The following is a 15,855-nucleotide window of genomic DNA, read 5'->3' on the forward strand; positions in this document are numbered from 1 at the left end:
TGCCATGGCGCTGATGCGACGCCAATCGCTGGTCAAATTCGATGCGCCCCTGTGCGAAACCATCGTCGACACGCCCAAACCTCAAGGTAGCGAAGTCCTGGTCCGCATCGAACGTTGCGGACTGTGCCACTCCGACCTGCATATCCAGGACGGCTACGCCGATCTCGGCGGCGGCAAGAAGCTCGATACCACGCGCGGCATGACGCTGCCGTTCACGCTGGGCCATGAGATCGCCGGCGTGGTCGAGGAAGTCGGACCCGATGCGCCGAAAGACCTGATCGGAAAGAAGCAGGCGGTATTCCCCTGGATCGGTTGCGGGCAATGCCGCGACTGCGCGAACGGCGATGAGAATCTCTGCGTCAAGCAGCGCTTCCTCGGCGTTTCCATCGACGGCGGCTTTGCCAGCCACGTGCTGGTGCCCGACGCGAAATATTTGCTGGATTACGATCCGCTGCCGGTCAACCAGGCCGCGACGCTGATGTGCTCCGGCGTCACCGCCTATGGTGCGCTCAAGCGCCTGGTCGATCGTCCGCGGCAGCGCAATCTGCTGCTGATCGGGCTCGGCGGCGTCGGTATGATGGGGCTGTCATTCGCGCAGGCGATGTTCACGCAGAAGATCGCGGTGGCGGACCTAAGCCCGGCTGCGCGCGAGAGCGCCTTGAAGAACGGCGCCGCGGTCGCCTACGACCCGTCAGAGCCCGACGTGGCCAAGCGCATGATCAAGGAGACCGAGGGCGGATTCGACGCGGTCGTCGATTTCGCCGGCAACGAGAAATCGATGGCCTTTGCGGTTTCGGTGGTGGCGCGCGGCGGCAAGGTCGTGGTGTCCGGCCTGATGGGCGGCAATTTCAGCCTGCCGATGGTGCAGTGGGTCTACAAGCGCATGACCATCGAGGGCTTCATGGTGGGCACGCTGGCCGAGGGCAAGGAATTGATGGCGCTGGCGCGCGCCGGCAAGATCAAGCCGACGCCGATGAAGGAAGAACCGATGGCCGACGTCCAGAAATGGATCGACGAGCTGCGCGCCGGCAAGGTGGTCGGGCGGATCGTGCTGAAGAACTGAGGCGATGCAGGCGCGCAGCGTTGCCATGAATTGCGGCAACAGCGACGCTGTCGCGTCTTCCAAGGCATTACCGATAAGTTAGATGCACCGTCACCGTAGTTCCACGGAATCGTTGGCGGTGTTGCTCCTGATCTTTCTTCCTCCATTCAACCAGCCAAAGCGAATCTTGTCCGATCGTTGAACAACAGGCTTGAGGTCAAGCAAGGTATCCTAGGCTGCTTGCGCTTGCGATCGCTTGAAGGTGCTGCGCGTTTTTCGAATCGAGATCGATCTTCATAGGTAGCATGCTGCAGCCGAGCGACCCGCGGGTGCCTCGTCGATGTGCACGCGATGATGCGGTCGCGATACCGAAACGCAACAGGCGACCGCAATCAGATGTCGCGCGCGGAATTGTAATGAAGGAACCAAACAGACTCAGGTTAGATTCCATGCAGTTGGAATTTGGCAGGGGGCTCTAATGCCATACTTCAATTTTGATCTCGTCGTCGGCGCTGAGTTTAAAAACCAGGGCGGCATGATCCTCGAGAACACAGATTACGCGATCGATAAAGCTGATAGCCTCGCGAACGAGCTTTGCATCGTTCGCCCCGAGCTGTGTTCGACAGGATGTGCCGTGCGCGTTACTGACGGGGACAGCAACGAGCTCTACCGCACTCCGCTCGAGACTATCGGCCGCGGATGAAATCGTCCGGTCGTGCACGATGAGCGCATGATCTTGCGAATTGCTGCGATGCGTCCATTGAGTGCACTGTCACCGTAATTCTCCAGTGGTGGCGCGCGACGGCAAGATGGTCGGCAGCATTGTTCTGAAGAACTGAAGCGAGCCTGCTCGACAAAATACGGTGCGAAATGACGACTGACGGAGAAGCCGTCACGCGCCGGCGAGCTGGATCAACTTGCGGCCGATCGGTTTGGGTTGCTCGCTGCGCAGGACCAGCGACGTCGTTACAGAGCCGTGTTTGGCAACAGCGTCCACGATCGTTTCAAGCTGTTGCGGAGACGGCACGAAAACCTTGAGAATGAAACAATCCTCTCCGGTTAGTCGCAGCACCTCCATGACGTGAGGCATTTGGGAAAATTGCTTCAGGCAAGCCTGAATATGTTCGTGGGTTGTGCGCACGCGGATGACAGCCATCATTCCCAACCCCAGCGCGGCAGGGTTAATTCGAGCTCCATAGCCGGTAATGACGCCGCGCTCCTCCAGTCGCTTGACCCGTTCGGACGTCGCGGGCTGAGAGAGTCCGATCCTCCGGCCAAGCTCTGACATCGCGATACGTCCATCCTCCTGCATGGCTTCGATGATCGCGATGTCTGTGGGATCGAGGGCTACGACGTTGTTTTCTCGGGATGACATGGGGTGAACCTTAAATCCATCGGTGCGCGCGCTTCTTTTCCGATCATTTCCCATTCCTGATCGCAACGGAAGACGTCAACTTTGTCCCCTTACAAGGGATAACGGAGCGGACATGGTTGAGATCATTATTGTGCCGGGGATCGGAGGATCGGGTGAGTTGCACTGGCAAACCCGCTGGGAAGTTGCAAATCCGCAATGGCACCGCCTCCAACCGACGGACTGGAATCAGCCTGAACTCGATGACTGGATCGCGGCGCTAGATCGCGCGGTTGGTGCAGCCTGGCAGGCGCCGCTCCTCGTCGCTCACAGCCTGGGGTGCCTCCTGGTGGCGCATTGGCAGCAAGTTTCAACGGCGCCGGTAGCTGGCGCATTCCTCGTGGCGGTGCCGAACCCGGAAGCTCCGGCCTTCCCCGTCGAGGCCGCCGGTTTTGCCAATCCGCCGCGGACGGAATTCAGATTTCCCTCGCTCATCGTCGCGAGCGCGGACGACCCTTATGGCACGGCCGAATATGCCCGAGAGAGAGCGAACCAGTGGGGAAGCGGTATCGTCGAGGTTGGAGAACTCGGACACATCAACGAGACCAGTGAGCTTGCGGACTGGCCGCAGGGAAAGGCCTTGTTCGCGGCTTTCGCCGCGGGAACAGCGAGCTGACGGCAAGGCAGTCCCGGCTAACGCCAGCACCCCGCCGTCAGATCGGATCGCGTTTCTCCCGCCTCACCGCCCGCAGACGAAGCTGGCGGCATTTTTTGAATCGCCTGACTTGTATTGCGGCCAGGCCGGCCACTGGCACAGCGGCAGTGAGCGATCAACGGTGATCGGCAGCGCCGGCTGCTGTTCGACGACGGTGAGATTTCCCGGAGCACGGCCATGCTCCACCCAATCGACCAGAACCGACAGCATGTCGACGTTTGCCGGTGCGCCGCTTCCGACGTGGTCGACACCGGGCGCGGCATAGAGGCGGGCGAATTCGGCAGTCGCCGCCTCACCCATCCGCTTCTGCACCTGTTCGAAATAACCGATCCCCGCGTAGGGGCTCTGCGCGTAGTCGGCCATGTATTCAAGCATGATGAGCTTGCCGCCCCGGGCCTTGAACGCGCTGAGGTCGGGATTGGTCGAATCCATCAGCGCGGAAACCTCGCGCACCCGCTCGGCAAAATCCTCCACCCGGTATTTGCGGACATCGAAATTCGGATCGCGCGCGAAGATATGCGCGATGCCGCCCGCCCCGTAGACCCAGGCGATGCCGTTGGCAGGCACCGGCGGCAGCGCCGGAGGTGCGGAGCCCAGCCACCACGCGCTCCATCCGCCGGTCGGGCCAAAGGATTTCGTCCCCTCGCCGGAAACGCCCCACCCCGGATATTCGGTGACGCCGTTGGCAAGCGCGAACGGGAATTTATAGGGGGAAAGCAGCGTGCGAATGGCGGTGAGCTGCGCTTCGCTGAGGCACGCGTCGCCGCTCGTGCCGCTGGCGCAGAGCAGTTTCGCCGGATCGAAGCGCGCCTTGCAGCCGACCGCGTCTTCCACCAGCGCATCGGCAACACCGTCCTGCGCATCGCAGGCGGCGAGCACCGCATCGTGCACGAGCTTGACCTGCGCCGGGCGAATCCACCCCTCCCCCCAGGTCGCAAGGCCGGCGCGGGTGCCGGCGTGCTGCAGGCCGACCCAGTTGATTACGGGAACGCGGGCGAAGATGCCGTCGAAATCGGCAGGATAGCGCTGCGCCATGGTCAGCCCCTCGCGGCCGCCTTCCGAACTGCCGACGAAATACATCCGCTCGGGCTTCGCGCCGTAAGCCCGCTCCATCAGCATGGCGGCAGCGTCGCGCACTTTCTTGTAGGAGGCATGCGCAAAATTGACGAAGGCCTCGTCGTTCGCGGCAAACAGCTGAGGCGGTTCGCCCGGCTTGGTCTCGTGACCGGAGTCAGTGCCGTAGGTCGCAAACCCCCGCGCCAGCGGCGAGGCGCTGTCGAAGGGGGCGGCCGGCGGCAGGCTGAGCCCGGTGATCAACACGCCGTTGAAACCGCCGCCGCCATATTGCACCGAGCGGCCGTTCCATTGCAGCGGCAGATTGAGCTGAAAGCGGATCGGCGGCGCCTTCGGATCGGTCGGATCGATATGACCCAGCACCCGGCAGAATTGCGGGGTCGCGGGACTGATGCGGGCGGCGGGGGTCGGTCCGCCCGGCGCGACGGTCAGCGGCTTCGCCTCGGTGAGCGCGGCCGTATCGACCTTGATCGCGCCGCTGCCTGCACCCGACAATGCGGCGCACGCCGCGACCGGGTCGGCGCCGAGAGGCCGCTCGGCCGCAGCGGCCAGGGCTGGCAGTGCGATGAGACCGCATAGAAATACCGTCGTCGTGATTGGCCGCGATACGGCAAACTTCGTGCTCATGCGATCCTCCTGCGGACCTCTCTTTTGGGTCCTGTCAGACGAAAACTGCCACAAAGCCCGACCGGCGTCACGCCTCGGCCTTGCAGCGACGCGCCACACCACGCTGCGACGCTGTCGAAGCAATAGGCCGCACCGATCGGACATCCGGCCCGCTTTTCGGGGGCCGCGCAGGCTGGTATCCTGCCGGCATATTGCGGGGAATTATTGGAAATGCGCGGGGCTTTCGACGGCAAAGTCTGGACGTTTGCAGCGTTGGCGCTTCTGCTGTCGCTGATGACAGCCGCGCCCGCCGCCGCCGAGAAACGTATCGCGCTCGTCGTGGGCAACTCCGCCTACCAGAACGTTCCCCGGCTCGACAATCCCCGCAACGACGCGGCGCTGATGGCCAACACGCTCGCCGGCCTCGGCTTTACCCTGGTCGGCGGCCGCGCCCAGCTCGATCTCGACAAATCGGCCATGGACACCGCCGTGCAGAATTTCGGCCGCCAGGTCCAGGGCGCCGATGTCGCGCTGTTCTACTACGCAGGCCACGGTGTTCAGGTATCGGGTTCGAACTATCTGGTTCCGGTCGGCGCCAATCCGACGCGCGAGGCCGATGTCGATTTCCAGATGGTGGACGTCAACCTCGTGCTGCGCCAGATGCAGGGCTCTGGCACGCGGCTCAACATGGTGATCCTCGATGCCTGCCGTAACAATCCGTTCGGCGCGCGCGGCCTGCGCGCCTCCGACGGCGGCCTCGCCCAGATGCGCGCGCCGGAAGGCACGCTGATTTCCTACGCGACGCAGCCCGGCAACGTCGCGCAGGACGGCACCGGCGGCAACAGCCCCTACACCAAGGCGCTGGCGGCGACGATCAAGCAATCGGGCCTCGATATTTTCCAGACCTTCAACCAGGTCGGCCTCGCGGTGAAGCGTGAGACCGGCGGCACGCAGCAGCCCTGGGTGTCGTCCTCGCCGATCGACGGCACCTTCTACTTTGTCGCGCCCAGCTCGCCCGCCTCGCCGCAGGTCGCGGTCGCACCGCAACCGGCGCCGCAGCTCTCCAGCACGCTACGCCCCGATCCCGACCGGATCGCGATCAAGGACGTCGCGTTGCTCAGGGAATTGAGCGACCGGCTCTACGAGCACAATTTCGATCCGGAGCCGCTCGACAGCAAGAACGGCATGCGGCTGGCGATCAGCCAGTTCCAGGCCAAGAGCAGCATGACGCCGACCGGCGAGGCCACCGAGGGCGTGCTGACGCGGCTGCGCAAGATGGACGATCTCAAACCCTGGGGATCGATCGTCTACGGCCCCGACAGCAACAAATGGGGCATCTCCTGGAATCACGCGTCGCGGCGCGCGGCGGTCGACGATGCGCTCAAGAATTGCGGATCGAGCAAATGTCCGCTCGAGCTCAGCTTCTATGGATCGCGCTGCGGCGCGTTTGCGATCTCGGGGAATTCTTACTCGCTGGTTCAGCGCGACACGGTCCAGCGCGCCAAGGAGGCCGCGCTTGACGAGTGCAACAAGGCTGGCAAGTCTTGCCGCGTCATCGGTGCGGTCTGCGCCGACGGATCCGGCCGCTAGATTTTAGATTCGAGTCATTGAAAGCACCGGTTTATGCAAAACGCTGTTCAACGTTCGATCAAGGTTGGTCTGCTCTGCCTTTTGATGTCAGCTGGGTTCGGAACGACCGGCTTCTCGCAATCCGGCAGCGCCGGCGGCAGCATCGGCAATGACGAGAAATCGCTGTCGGGATCGCGCACGACGCCGCGGGCGGTTGAGACCGAAAAGCCCGCACGACGCAGCAAGCCAAGGCCCGAGCCCGACGAACCGCGTCGCGCTGCGCGGAAGAGCGGTGGCGGTGGCGGCAATTTCGATGGCACGTGGGTTGCCCAATCCCAGGGCTGCGGCAGCAGCACGGAGCGGTTCGTGATCAGCGGCGGCAGGATCTCGGGCGAATTGAGTTCCGGTCAGGTTAGTGCAAGCGGCGCAACGACGTCAGGCGGATCCGTCTCGGGTTTGAGTTGGAGCAGCTCCGGCCGTTTCTCGGGCCGCAGCGGCTCCGGAACGTTCAGGCGATCGGACGGCTGTTCCGGAACGTGGACAGCGTCGAAACAGTAGCATCGCACTTGGCTCCCGCTCGTCTCAGATGAAGCCGACTCTACATTCGAGAAATTGAAGGCACCTGTTATGAAAAACGCCGCCGGTCAACGCTCGGTCAGGATTGCTCTGTTCTCCCTGTTGATGTCAGCCGCATTCGGCGTAAGCGCCAGCTTGGCGCAATCCGGCAGCGCCGGCGGCAGTATCGGCAATGACGAGAAATCACTGTCGGGCTCTCGCGCCACGCCGCGCGCGATTGAGACGGAGAAGCCCGCACGGCGCAGCAAGCCCGAAGCCGAGAGCCCGCGCCGCGCCTCGCGCAGCAGTGGTGGAGGTGGTGGCGGCGGCAATTTCGACGGCGCTTGGATGGTTACATCCGTCGGCTGCGGCAGCACCACGACTGGCGCGGTGGTCGTGACCAGCGGCAGGATCATCGCCCAGGGCGTCAGTGGCAGCGTCAGCGGCAACGGTTCCGCCCGCACGGTCGGCAATTTCAACGGCATCACGGTCACCAGTTCCGGCCGTCTCTCCGGCCGCAGCGGCTCCGGAACGTTCCGGCAATCGACCGGTTGTGGTGGAACGTGGACGGCCAGCAAACAGTAGCTTTCGTGCCTGTTTCTAGAGCGTTTTCCAGCGAAGTGGCTACCGGTTCGCGTTAAGAAAACGCGTCAAATCAAGAAGCTAGAGCCCCGTTCCGATCGATCAATCGGAACGGAAAAGGCTCTCGCTCCCACCCGCCTCTCAGATGCGGCCGGCGAGCCCCAATTATGCCCTGCCCGCTCCGGAATTGCGGCCCATTACGACCCAAGTCTTTAACGAAAACTTGAGACGTAAGTGTCGCGTAAGCGTCGCGTATCATCATCGGGGATGGCCATGTCAAAGCGTTCAGCGAAATTCATCTCGGCGTTCTTCGCCAGTATTCTGGCGGGAACCAGTTTCGCTGCCGTTGCCCAGGATGCCGCCAAGGAGAACAGCGCGAACAAGGAGAACAGCGCGAAAACGGCGGACACCTGCCTGACGCGTCCAAAAGGACCTTTGCCGGCAGGCGGTCATTGGTATTACCGGACCGATCACGCCACCAAACGCAATTGCTGGTACATCGGCGAAGGGAAGAACAAGACCGCGCGCGCCGCGCCGAAGGAATCTTCATCCACGCCTGCAGCATCGGATTCCGCATCGGCGGAGGCGGCCAATGCCGTTTCGCCGCAGCAGAGCATCAATGCACGCAAAGCGATCGCCAACGCACGCGCCGAACTGACCGCGCCGCAGGCGCGCGTCGAGGATCTGATCGAGCCGCAGAGCACGGGTGCCGTGCCCGCTGCTAGAATCGCAAATAGCCAAATTGCGGCCGCACCGGACTCGCCGCCGCCATCGTCCGTCGCGTCGCGCTGGCCGGAATCTTCGGGCGTCAGCCCCTCGAGCGGTCCGCGCCTTGCCGCGGCCGAGCCATCGCAGAGCCTGCAGACTCAAAACCCGCAGACCCAAAGCCTCCAGACCCAGAACCTTCAAACCCAGAGCCTTCAAACCAATCCCACAGCGGCGCCGCAGCCCGCCGTCCCCCCGGTTGCGCTCGCTGCCGCGGATTCATCGCAGGAAAGACGGTCGGCATCGATGCAGATGCTGCTGCTGGTGATGGCCGGTGCGCTGGCGCTGGCAGGCATCACCGCAAGTCTGGTTTACCGGTTCGGCCGCGCACAGGCGGTCCCGCTGGAAGCGCGCGGTGATCGCCGTGCGATCTGGGACTCGATCCCGACCGAACGGACGTCGCCATCGATGTTCCCGGACGAGACGCCGATCTGGCGCAGCAATACTCCCCGCGACGTTCCCCGCGATCCGCGCGCGCCCGACGATCCGGAGCGGCGGGTAACGGAGATGCTGGCGCGTTTGGCGCGCAGTGCGCATACGTAAGGCCGGGCGTAGCGTAACCCAGGCACGGACAGGCCTGCGACCGCCGTCGGGATTATTTTTCGAGCTGGCGCTGCAGGCCGCGAACGAATTCCGTCAATCCGGTGCGGCGCTCGCGCTTGAGCCGCTCGGCCTTGAGGATCGACTGCACCTCGGCGAAGGCGTGGTCGACGTCCTGGTTGATGACGATGTAGTCGTATTCCGCCCAATGGCTCAGTTCGTGGGTGGCGCGGTCCATCCTTCCGCGAATGACCTCGTCTGAATCCTGGGCGCGGGTGTGCAGGCGCTTTTCGAGGGCGGCCGCCGAGGGCGGCAGAATGAACACGCTGACCACGTCGGCGCGAGCTTTCTCGCGCAATTGTTGCGTGCCCTGCCAGTCGATATCGAACAGCACGTCCTGCCCGGCCGACAGCGCGGCCTCGACCGGCGCGCGCGGCGTTCCGTAGCGGTTGTCGAACACGGTGGCCCATTCAAGCAATTCGCCCTTCTTGGCCATTGCTTCGAATTTCGGTTTGTCGACGAAGAAATAGTCGCGCCCGTCGACCTCTCCCGGCCGCATCGGCCGGGTGGTCGCCGACACCGACATCTTCAAGCCCGGCATCTTGTCGATCAGCATCCGCGACAGCGTGGTCTTGCCCGCGCCGGATGGCGAGGAAAGCACGAACATCAGTCCGCGCCGCTCAACCCCGTCGAAACCACCAGCCGTCATCGCTCACTCCAGATTCTGGACCTGCTCGCGGAACTGCTCCACCACGTTTTTCATCTCGAGGCCGGTATTGGTCAACTCCAGATCGTTCGATTTCGAGCAGCAGGTGTTGACCTCGCGGTTGAACTCCTGGGCGAGAAAATCCAGCCGGCGCCCCACCGGGCCGCCCTTGCCGATCATCTCGCGGGCCTGGGCGATGTGGGAGGCGATGCGGTCGAGTTCCTCGCGGATGTCGGCCCTGGCCGCGATCATGATCGCTTCCTGATTGAGCCGGTCAGGATCGAAACGATCCGACGTTTCCAGCAGCGCTGCGACCTGTTCGGCCAGACGCGCCCGGATCGCTTCCGGCTTGCGGCCGGGCGCCGCCTCGGCCCTCTTCGCGAGCTTCTCGACCTCGTCCATGCGCTGGTTGAGGATCTGCCCGAGCGTGACGCCCTCGCGGCGGCGCATCTCGACCAGATTGGCCAGCGCCTGCTCGAAGGCGGCGGCCGCGGCGTCCTTGGCCGCCTTGTCTTCGGCCTCATCGCTTTCGGGTTCGACCACCTCGATGACGCCCTTGATGCCGAGCAGACCATCGATGCTGGGCGCCACCGCGTCGATCTTGCCGGCGAGCACACCCGCCACCTTTACGATCGAGTTGAGCACGTCCTCATTGATGCGGATGGTCGAGACCGCGTTGGCACGCTTGACGTTGAGATTGGCGTAGACCGTGCCCCGCGACAGCACCTCGCCGGCGCGCTTCTTGGCGAAAGCCTCGAGTTCGTCCCATCCGGGCGGCAGCCGCAACCGCAGGTCAAAGCCCTTGGCGTTGACCGACTTCAGTTCCCATTCGAACGTGTACGGACCGCTGGCGCCGTTGCTCCGGGCAAAACCGGTCATGCTCGATAGCGCCATCGCGTAAAACTTTCCGAAAACAGGGAGATGCGAGACTCGGGGTGCGGCGCGAGCTTAAAACGAATTCACGCCTGATGGAATTGACTTAGCGCTGAACCACCGGCGCCGTGGTGGTCGATTGCGCCGCGCCCTGGCGGGCGCCGGGGGCGGCCGCAGGCGCCGCCGGACGTGCGGGCTGTCTCTTCGTCCCCGTTGGCCTCGGCGTCGTCGCCGTCGGGTTGGTGTCGGCCGCCGGCGCGCCTGCCGCTGCAGGAGCTGCGGCCTCTTCGGCCGGTTCGACCGTGTCGTTCTGGATCTGCTTTTCCAGCACCCGCAGCTTGGCGACGTTCTTCTGGTGCTGGTCGTAGGTTTCAGTAAAGGTATGTCCGCCGCTACCATCGGCGACGAAGAACAGGTCGCGGGTCCGCGCCGGGTTGGCGACCGCCTCAAGCGAGGCGCGGCCGGGATTGGCGATCGGGCCCGGTGGCAAGCCTTCGATCACATAGGTATTGTAGGGCGACGGCTGGGTGATCTCGGAGCGCTTGATCGGCCGGCCCAGCGTACCCTTGCCGCCCACCAGCCCGTAGATGATGGTGGGATCGGACTGCAGCTTCATCTTCTGTCGCAGCCGGTTGGTGAAGACAGCGGCGACCCGGCTGCGCTCGTCGGCCCGGCCGGTTTCCTTCTCGACGATCGAGGCAAGCGTAATCAACGCCTCCGGCGACCTGACCGGAATGTCCGGATTGCGGCGTTCCCAGATTTCCGCAAGCACCCGCTTCTGGGTCTGCTGCATGCGCTGGACCACCTGTTCGCGGCTGGTGCCGCGCGGGAATTTATAGGTTTCCGGCAACAGCGTGCCCTCGCGCGGCATTTCCTTCAGCGAGCCCGAGAACAGGTCGTTGTCGGTGAGGCGCGCCACGATCTGCTCGGAGGTCAGGCCTTCGGGAATGGTGACGCCATGCTGCACCACCTTGCCTTCGACGATGGTGGCGATGACATCGCGCAGGCTGGCGCGCTTCTGGAACGAATATTCGCCGGGCTTGAGATCGGAACTCGCCTTCAACGCAAACACGCTGCCGATGAACAGCCACGGATTGACGTTGATCACGCCCTCGCGCTGCAGCGCGTCGGCGATGTCCCTTTTTCCGGCGCGTGCCGGAATATTGACGATCTTGTCTTCCTGCAGCGGACCCGGCGTCTCCAAAAGCTGGCGGCCGTAATAATACGCCGTGCCCGCGCCGATCATCAAAATGATCAGAATGGTGATGATGGCATTGCCGATCACGACAAACGGATTGCGGGCACGCTCGGACCGCTTCGGCGGCGGCGGTACCTGCTCGGGCTCCAGCGCAGCGCGCGGGCTCCGGGGGGAAATGGGCGGCCTTTCACTCATCGATGCAACCTGAATCCTGCCGGTTCAATCGTGGCCTGACAAACCCCTGCCCGGCCAATAGCATACGCCCACGTCTAGGAGTCATCGCCGAATACGGCAAAACGGTGGAGTCGCTCTAAACACTTGCTAACTAACTACGCGCCGAACGATGACGGAGGCGTTGGTACCCCCGAAACCGAAAGAATTCGACAGCGCGACATTGATCTCGCGTTGGCGCGCCGTTTGAGGCACGAGATCGATCGACGTCTCCACCGACGGATTTTCCAGATTGATGGTGGGCGGGGCGATGTTGTCGCGAATCGCAAGGATGCTGAAAATCGCCTCGATCGCGCCGGCCGCGCCGAGCAGATGCCCGGTCGACGACTTGGTCGACGACATCGACACCTTGGACGTTGCATTGCCGAGCAACCGCTCCACCGCGCCGAGCTCGATCTCGTCGCCGATCTGCGTCGAGGTGCCGTGCGCGTTGATGTAGTCGATATCGGAAGCGCTGATTCCAGCACGCTTCAACGCCGCACTCATGCTGCGGAAGGCACCATCGCCGTCCGGCGCTGGCGAGGTGATGTGATAGGCGTCGCCGGACAGGCCGTAGCCGATCACCTCGGCGTAGATTTTCGCGCCGCGCTTTTTGGCGTGCTCATATTCCTCGAGCACCACGATGCCGGCGCCCTCGCCCATCACGAAGCCGTCGCGATCCTTGTCGTAGGGACGCGAAGCCCGTTCCGGCGTGTCGTTGAAGGCGGTCGAGAGCGCGCGCGCCGCGCAGAAGCCTGCCATCGCCAGCCGGCAGATCGGCGATTCGGTTCCGCCCGCCACCATCACCTCGGCATCGCCGAGCGCGATCAGGCGGCTGGCGTCGCCGATCGCGTGCGCGCCGGTCGAACATGCGGTGACTACGGAATGGTTAGGTCCCTTGAGACCATGCTCGATCGAGACGTAGCCGGAAGCGAGATTGATCAGCCGCCCTGGAATGAAGAACGGCGAGACCTTGCGCGGCCCGCGCTCCTTGAGCAGCAGGGCGGTATCGGCGATGCCGGACAGGCCGCCGATTCCGGACCCGATCAGGGTGCCGGTCGCGCATTTGTCTTCTTCGCTCTCGGGATGCCAATCGGCGTCGTCGAGCGCCTGGCGCGCGGCGGCCATCGCAAAGATGATGAAATCATCGACCTTGCGCTGGTCCTTTGGCTCCATCCACTGGTCCGGATTGAAGGTGCCGCCGCTACCGTCGCCGCGTGGAATCACGCAGGCGATCTGGCTGGAGAGATCGGCAACTTCGAAGGTCTCGATTCGCCTGGCGCCACTCCGGCCGGCGAGGATACGCGTCCACGTTGCGTCAACGCCGCAGCCGAGTGGCGTAACCATGCCCAGCCCCGTGACGACAACCCGCCTCATATCAAAAACTCCGGCCCGAAACTGGCGGTCCATAACAAGAAACCGGGGGACCGTTCGACAACGGCCCGTCCGGCTCTATGCGCACCGCGCGGGGGCGTCAGCTTTTCGCGTTCTTTTCGAGAAATTTTGTCGCGTCGCCGACGGTCAAAATCGTTTCCGCGGCGTCATCGGGAATCTCGCAACCGAACTCTTCTTCAAATGCCATCACAAGCTCGACGGTGTCGAGGCTGTCAGCGCCAAGGTCATCGATGAAACTTGCCGCATCGACCACCTTCTCGGGTTCAACACCGAGGTGCTCGACCACAATCTTCTTAACCCGCTCGCCAATCTCACTCATCGTTCAACCTCGTGCTTGTTCCATTGGACCCGACCCCAAGATACCGCAAGACGATACGAGCCATCGTGGTCGTTAAACTTCCTTCGCAATCGCGCATAGTCTTGATTCGGCACGGTGGTAGCCGATAAAGGCCCGGCGAACGGCAGGCGTCGCCACGCCAATATACAGGGTTTCAAAATCCTGCAATGGCCTTGTTTGCCCATCCGTCGGTGGTTCGGTTATCATACTTCCCTACCGTTGACTACAAGCCCTCGCCCGGCCCCCCGAAACCGCCTTTGAGCCCATCGATCGGGCCGTTAACCGGCTCAAATCATGGCCATTCCGCCGTTGACGTGGATGGTTTGCCCGGTGACGTAAGCCGCCTCGTTCGAACTGAGATAAACCGCCGCCGCGGCGATGTCCTCGGGCGTTCCCAGCCGCGCTGCAGGAACCTTCGACAGGATGGTCTCGCGCTGCTTGTCGTTGAGCGCATCCGTCATCGGTGTCTTGATGAATCCGGGCGCGATGCAATTGGCGGTCACGTTGCGCTTGGCGTACTCGGCGCCAAGCGTCTTGATCAGGCCGATGATTCCCGCCTTCGACGCGGTGTAATTGGCCTGTCCGGGATTGCCGGTCACACCGACGATCGAGGTGATGGCAATGATGCGGCCGAAGCGCTTGCGCATCATCAATTTGGTCGCGGCGCGCGCCAGGCGGAAGGTCGCGGTCAGGTTGACGTTGATGACGTCGTCCCAATCCTCGTCGCGCAATTGCACGAACAGGTTGTCGCGGGTGATGCCGGCATTAGCGATCAGGATATCGACCTGCCCCATCGCCGCCTCCGCCGCAGGCACCAGGGCCTCGACTTCCGCGCTGTCGGAAAGATTGCACGGCAGCACGTGAACGCGCTCGCCGAGCTTGGTGGCGAAGGCATCCAGCACTTCGCGGCGCGTACCCGAGATCGCCACTGTCGCGCCCTGCGCATGCAGTGCCTGCGCGATGGCGTTGCCAATGCCGCCGGTCGCGCCGGTCACCAGCGCCGTCCTGCCCGTCAAATCGAACATCGAAGTCTCCTTTTCGGCGCGCTTACGCTGAAGCCGCCAATGCGTCCTTGGCGGCGGCAATGTCCCCGGGCCCGCCGACGGATACGCCAACGGCACCGTCGGCGATGCGCTTGACCAGCCCGCTCAGCACCTTGCCGGCGCCGATCTCGAAAAATCGCGTGACACCGTGGCCCGCCATATAGGCGACCGACTCGCGCCAGCGCACGGTGCCGGTGACCTGCTCGATCAGGCGGCGCCTGATCTCATCGGGATCCGTGATCGGCGCGGCCAGCACGTTCGACACCAGCGGCGAAGCCGGCGCCTTGATCGTCACATCGGCCAGCGCCTTCGCCATGGCGTCGGCCGCGGGCTGCATCAGCTTGCAATGGAACGGCGCGGACACCGGCAGCAGCATCGCGCGCTTGGCGCCCTTGGTCTTTGCAATTTCAAGCGCGCGTTCGACCGCGGCCTTGTCGCCGGAGACCACCACCTGCCCGCCGCCATTGTCATTGGCGGCCTGGCAGACCTGGCCTTGCGCAGCTTCAGCCGCGACAGCCACCGCCGCCTCGTAGTCCAGACCCAGCAGCGCGGCCATGGCGCCGACGCCGACCGGCACGGCCTTTTGCATCGCAAGGCCGCGGGTGCGCAACAGGCGCGCGGTATCGCTGAGGCTGAGGCTGCCGGCCGCGGCCAGCGCCGAATATTCGCCGAGCGAGTGACCGGCCACGAATGCCGCATCCCGCCCGACCGAGAAGCCGGCCTCGGTCTCCAGCACGCGCAAGGTCGCGATAGACACTGCCATCAGCGCCGGCTGAGCATTTTCGGTGAGCTGGAGGGTTTCGGCAGGCCCCTCCCAGATGATCGCGGTCAGCTTTTCGCCGAGCGCCGCATCGACCTCGTCGAATACCGCCCGCGCGGCCGGAAAGGCGTCCGCCAGGGCCTTGCCCATGCCCACGGCCTGCGACCCCTGGCCCGGAAAGGTGAATGCTGCGGTCATTTTGACTGAAAACTCCTTCAAGTGCAGCCGTAAGACACCGGCTTTCGCCGCCCTGTCAAGCCGGACGGAGCGTGCATCGCACAAGCAATCGCGGTGCAAAATTGGTTACGCCGCCCGGAACCTCGCCGCGGCGCTTGCCGGCATCATCGCAGATATCGATCAACCCAGCTATTTCGGCACCGGAGCAGCTCCTGCTGTCTTGAGCGCCATGTAACAAGCGTGTAACGGCGCGAGCGGAAACGGATGCCGCGCCAGCCCCGCAATCGCCGAGCCCCGGCCAAGTCGTGCTCATAAGTCTTACCCAGGTGATCTCTTGAGTCCTGAACCTTCTGCGAA

General features: G+C 63.7%; 16 protein-coding genes. 6 read left to right on the forward strand and 10 right to left on the reverse strand.

Annotated features, from left to right (window positions below; genetic code table 11):
• Nucleotides 1–4 precede the first annotated feature (4 nt).
• Both JQ597_RS13640 and JQ597_RS13645 read left to right on the forward strand, forming a co-directional pair.
• Nucleotides 5–1,063: an alcohol dehydrogenase gene (locus tag JQ597_RS13640; RefSeq protein WP_212264789.1), complete on the forward strand. Its 1,059-nt coding sequence runs from the start codon at nt 5–7 to the stop codon at nt 1,061–1,063.
• Between the two features lie 457 nt (nt 1,064–1,520).
• A complete protein-coding gene (locus JQ597_RS13645) occupies nt 1,521–1,745 on the forward strand; it encodes a hypothetical protein (protein ID WP_192740718.1) in 225 nt (74 codons plus the stop codon).
• 189 nt (nt 1,746–1,934) lie between these two features.
• Here JQ597_RS13645 and JQ597_RS13650 read toward each other — a convergent pair whose 3' ends face one another.
• Nucleotides 1,935–2,417, reverse strand: a complete 483-nt coding sequence (locus tag JQ597_RS13650) for an Lrp/AsnC family transcriptional regulator (protein WP_212264790.1) — start codon at nt 2,415–2,417, stop codon at nt 1,935–1,937.
• Between the two features lie 112 nt (nt 2,418–2,529).
• On the opposite strand from JQ597_RS13650, the gene JQ597_RS13655 reads away from it, so the two are divergent.
• Nucleotides 2,530–3,069, forward strand: coding sequence for an RBBP9/YdeN family alpha/beta hydrolase (locus JQ597_RS13655; protein ID WP_212264791.1), 540 nt, complete (start codon nt 2,530–2,532; stop codon nt 3,067–3,069).
• Nucleotides 3,070–3,132: 63 nt separating this feature from the next.
• Here JQ597_RS13655 and JQ597_RS13660 read toward each other — a convergent pair whose 3' ends face one another.
• Nucleotides 3,133–4,809, reverse strand: a complete 1,677-nt coding sequence (locus JQ597_RS13660; RefSeq protein ID WP_212264792.1) for a tannase/feruloyl esterase family alpha/beta hydrolase — start codon at nt 4,807–4,809, stop codon at nt 3,133–3,135.
• A gap of 273 nt (nt 4,810–5,082) precedes the next feature.
• Between JQ597_RS13660 and JQ597_RS13665 the strand changes: the two genes are divergently transcribed.
• A complete protein-coding gene (locus JQ597_RS13665; protein ID WP_249132897.1) occupies nt 5,083–6,378 on the forward strand; it encodes a caspase family protein in 1,296 nt (431 codons plus the stop codon).
• A gap of 33 nt (nt 6,379–6,411) precedes the next feature.
• Entirely contained in the window at nt 6,412–6,915 is a 504-nt protein-coding gene (locus tag JQ597_RS13670) for a hypothetical protein (protein WP_212264794.1), read from the forward strand.
• An 86-nt stretch (nt 6,916–7,001) separates the two neighbouring features.
• Here the strand turns inward: JQ597_RS13670 and JQ597_RS38280 are convergent, their stop codons facing one another.
• Nucleotides 7,002–7,397 carry a hypothetical protein gene (locus JQ597_RS38280; protein WP_212264795.1) on the reverse strand — a complete coding sequence of 132 codons (396 nt, stop codon included), beginning with the start codon at nt 7,395–7,397 and terminating at the stop codon, nt 7,002–7,004.
• A gap of 370 nt (nt 7,398–7,767) precedes the next feature.
• Between JQ597_RS38280 and JQ597_RS13680 the strand changes: the two genes are divergently transcribed.
• On the forward strand, nt 7,768–8,802 hold the full coding sequence (locus JQ597_RS13680; RefSeq protein ID WP_212264796.1) for a hypothetical protein: 1,035 nt from the start codon (nt 7,768–7,770) through the stop codon (nt 8,800–8,802).
• A 52-nt stretch (nt 8,803–8,854) separates the two neighbouring features.
• Here JQ597_RS13680 and gmk read toward each other — a convergent pair whose 3' ends face one another.
• The 7 genes from gmk to fabD form a co-directional block, all read right to left on the reverse strand.
• Entirely contained in the window at nt 8,855–9,508 is a 654-nt protein-coding gene (gmk, locus tag JQ597_RS13685) for a guanylate kinase (protein WP_212264797.1), read from the reverse strand.
• A gap of 3 nt (nt 9,509–9,511) precedes the next feature.
• Complete coding sequence (locus JQ597_RS13690) at nt 9,512–10,399, reverse strand: YicC/YloC family endoribonuclease (RefSeq protein WP_212264798.1); 888 nt, start codon at nt 10,397–10,399, stop codon at nt 9,512–9,514.
• Between the two features lie 85 nt (nt 10,400–10,484).
• Nucleotides 10,485–11,771 (reverse strand): endolytic transglycosylase MltG, encoded by a 1,287-nt coding sequence (gene mltG / locus JQ597_RS13695; RefSeq protein WP_212264799.1) that lies wholly within the window; start codon nt 11,769–11,771, stop codon nt 10,485–10,487.
• Nucleotides 11,772–11,897: 126 nt separating this feature from the next.
• Entirely contained in the window at nt 11,898–13,163 is a 1,266-nt protein-coding gene (gene fabF / locus JQ597_RS13700) for a beta-ketoacyl-ACP synthase II (RefSeq protein WP_212264800.1), read from the reverse strand.
• Nucleotides 13,164–13,260: 97 nt separating this feature from the next.
• Complete coding sequence (locus JQ597_RS13705) at nt 13,261–13,500, reverse strand: acyl carrier protein (protein WP_006020277.1); 240 nt, start codon at nt 13,498–13,500, stop codon at nt 13,261–13,263.
• Between the two features lie 305 nt (nt 13,501–13,805).
• Nucleotides 13,806–14,543, reverse strand: coding sequence for a 3-oxoacyl-[acyl-carrier-protein] reductase (fabG, locus tag JQ597_RS13710; protein ID WP_212264801.1), 738 nt, complete (start codon nt 14,541–14,543; stop codon nt 13,806–13,808).
• 22 nt (nt 14,544–14,565) lie between these two features.
• The gene (gene fabD, locus JQ597_RS13715; RefSeq protein ID WP_212264802.1) at nt 14,566–15,519 is read right to left on the reverse strand and encodes an ACP S-malonyltransferase; all 954 of its coding nucleotides are present in this window, start codon (nt 15,517–15,519) and stop codon (nt 14,566–14,568) included.
• Nucleotides 15,520–15,855: the final 336 nt, after the last annotated feature.

Source organism: Bradyrhizobium sp. AUGA SZCCT0177 (assembly GCF_018130125.1).
GTDB lineage: Bacteria > Pseudomonadota > Alphaproteobacteria > Rhizobiales > Xanthobacteraceae > Bradyrhizobium.

Excerpts from the sequence above, each read along its gene's own strand:
- JQ597_RS13660 (WP_212264792.1), bottom strand. The coding sequence starts at position 4,809 with ATGAGCACGAAGTTTGCCGTATCGCGGCCAATCACGACGACGGTATTT.
- JQ597_RS13655 (WP_212264791.1), top strand. The coding sequence starts at position 2,530 with ATGGTTGAGATCATTATTGTGCCGGGGATCGGAGGATCGGGTGAGTTG.
- JQ597_RS13665 (WP_249132897.1), top strand. The coding sequence starts at position 5,083 with ATGACAGCCGCGCCCGCCGCCGCCGAGAAACGTATCGCGCTCGTCGTG.
- JQ597_RS13640 (WP_212264789.1), top strand. The coding sequence starts at position 5 with ATGGCGCTGATGCGACGCCAATCGCTGGTCAAATTCGATGCGCCCCTG.
- JQ597_RS38280 (WP_212264795.1), bottom strand. The coding sequence starts at position 7,397 with ATGCCGTTGAAATTGCCGACCGTGCGGGCGGAACCGTTGCCGCTGACG.
- JQ597_RS13680 (WP_212264796.1), top strand. The coding sequence starts at position 7,768 with ATGTCAAAGCGTTCAGCGAAATTCATCTCGGCGTTCTTCGCCAGTATT.
- JQ597_RS13705 (WP_006020277.1), bottom strand. The coding sequence starts at position 13,500 with ATGAGTGAGATTGGCGAGCGGGTTAAGAAGATTGTGGTCGAGCACCTC.
- gmk (WP_212264797.1), bottom strand. The coding sequence starts at position 9,508 with ATGACGGCTGGTGGTTTCGACGGGGTTGAGCGGCGCGGACTGATGTTC.
- JQ597_RS13690 (WP_212264798.1), bottom strand. The coding sequence starts at position 10,399 with ATGGCGCTATCGAGCATGACCGGTTTTGCCCGGAGCAACGGCGCCAGC.
- JQ597_RS13650 (WP_212264790.1), bottom strand. The coding sequence starts at position 2,417 with ATGTCATCCCGAGAAAACAACGTCGTAGCCCTCGATCCCACAGACATC.
- fabD (WP_212264802.1), bottom strand. The coding sequence starts at position 15,519 with ATGACCGCAGCATTCACCTTTCCGGGCCAGGGGTCGCAGGCCGTGGGC.
- mltG (WP_212264799.1), bottom strand. The coding sequence starts at position 11,771 with ATGAGTGAAAGGCCGCCCATTTCCCCCCGGAGCCCGCGCGCTGCGCTG.
- JQ597_RS13645 (WP_192740718.1), top strand. The coding sequence starts at position 1,521 with ATGCCATACTTCAATTTTGATCTCGTCGTCGGCGCTGAGTTTAAAAAC.
- fabF (WP_212264800.1), bottom strand. The coding sequence starts at position 13,163 with ATGAGGCGGGTTGTCGTCACGGGGCTGGGCATGGTTACGCCACTCGGC.
- fabG (WP_212264801.1), bottom strand. The coding sequence starts at position 14,543 with ATGTTCGATTTGACGGGCAGGACGGCGCTGGTGACCGGCGCGACCGGC.
- JQ597_RS13670 (WP_212264794.1), top strand. The coding sequence starts at position 6,412 with ATGCAAAACGCTGTTCAACGTTCGATCAAGGTTGGTCTGCTCTGCCTT.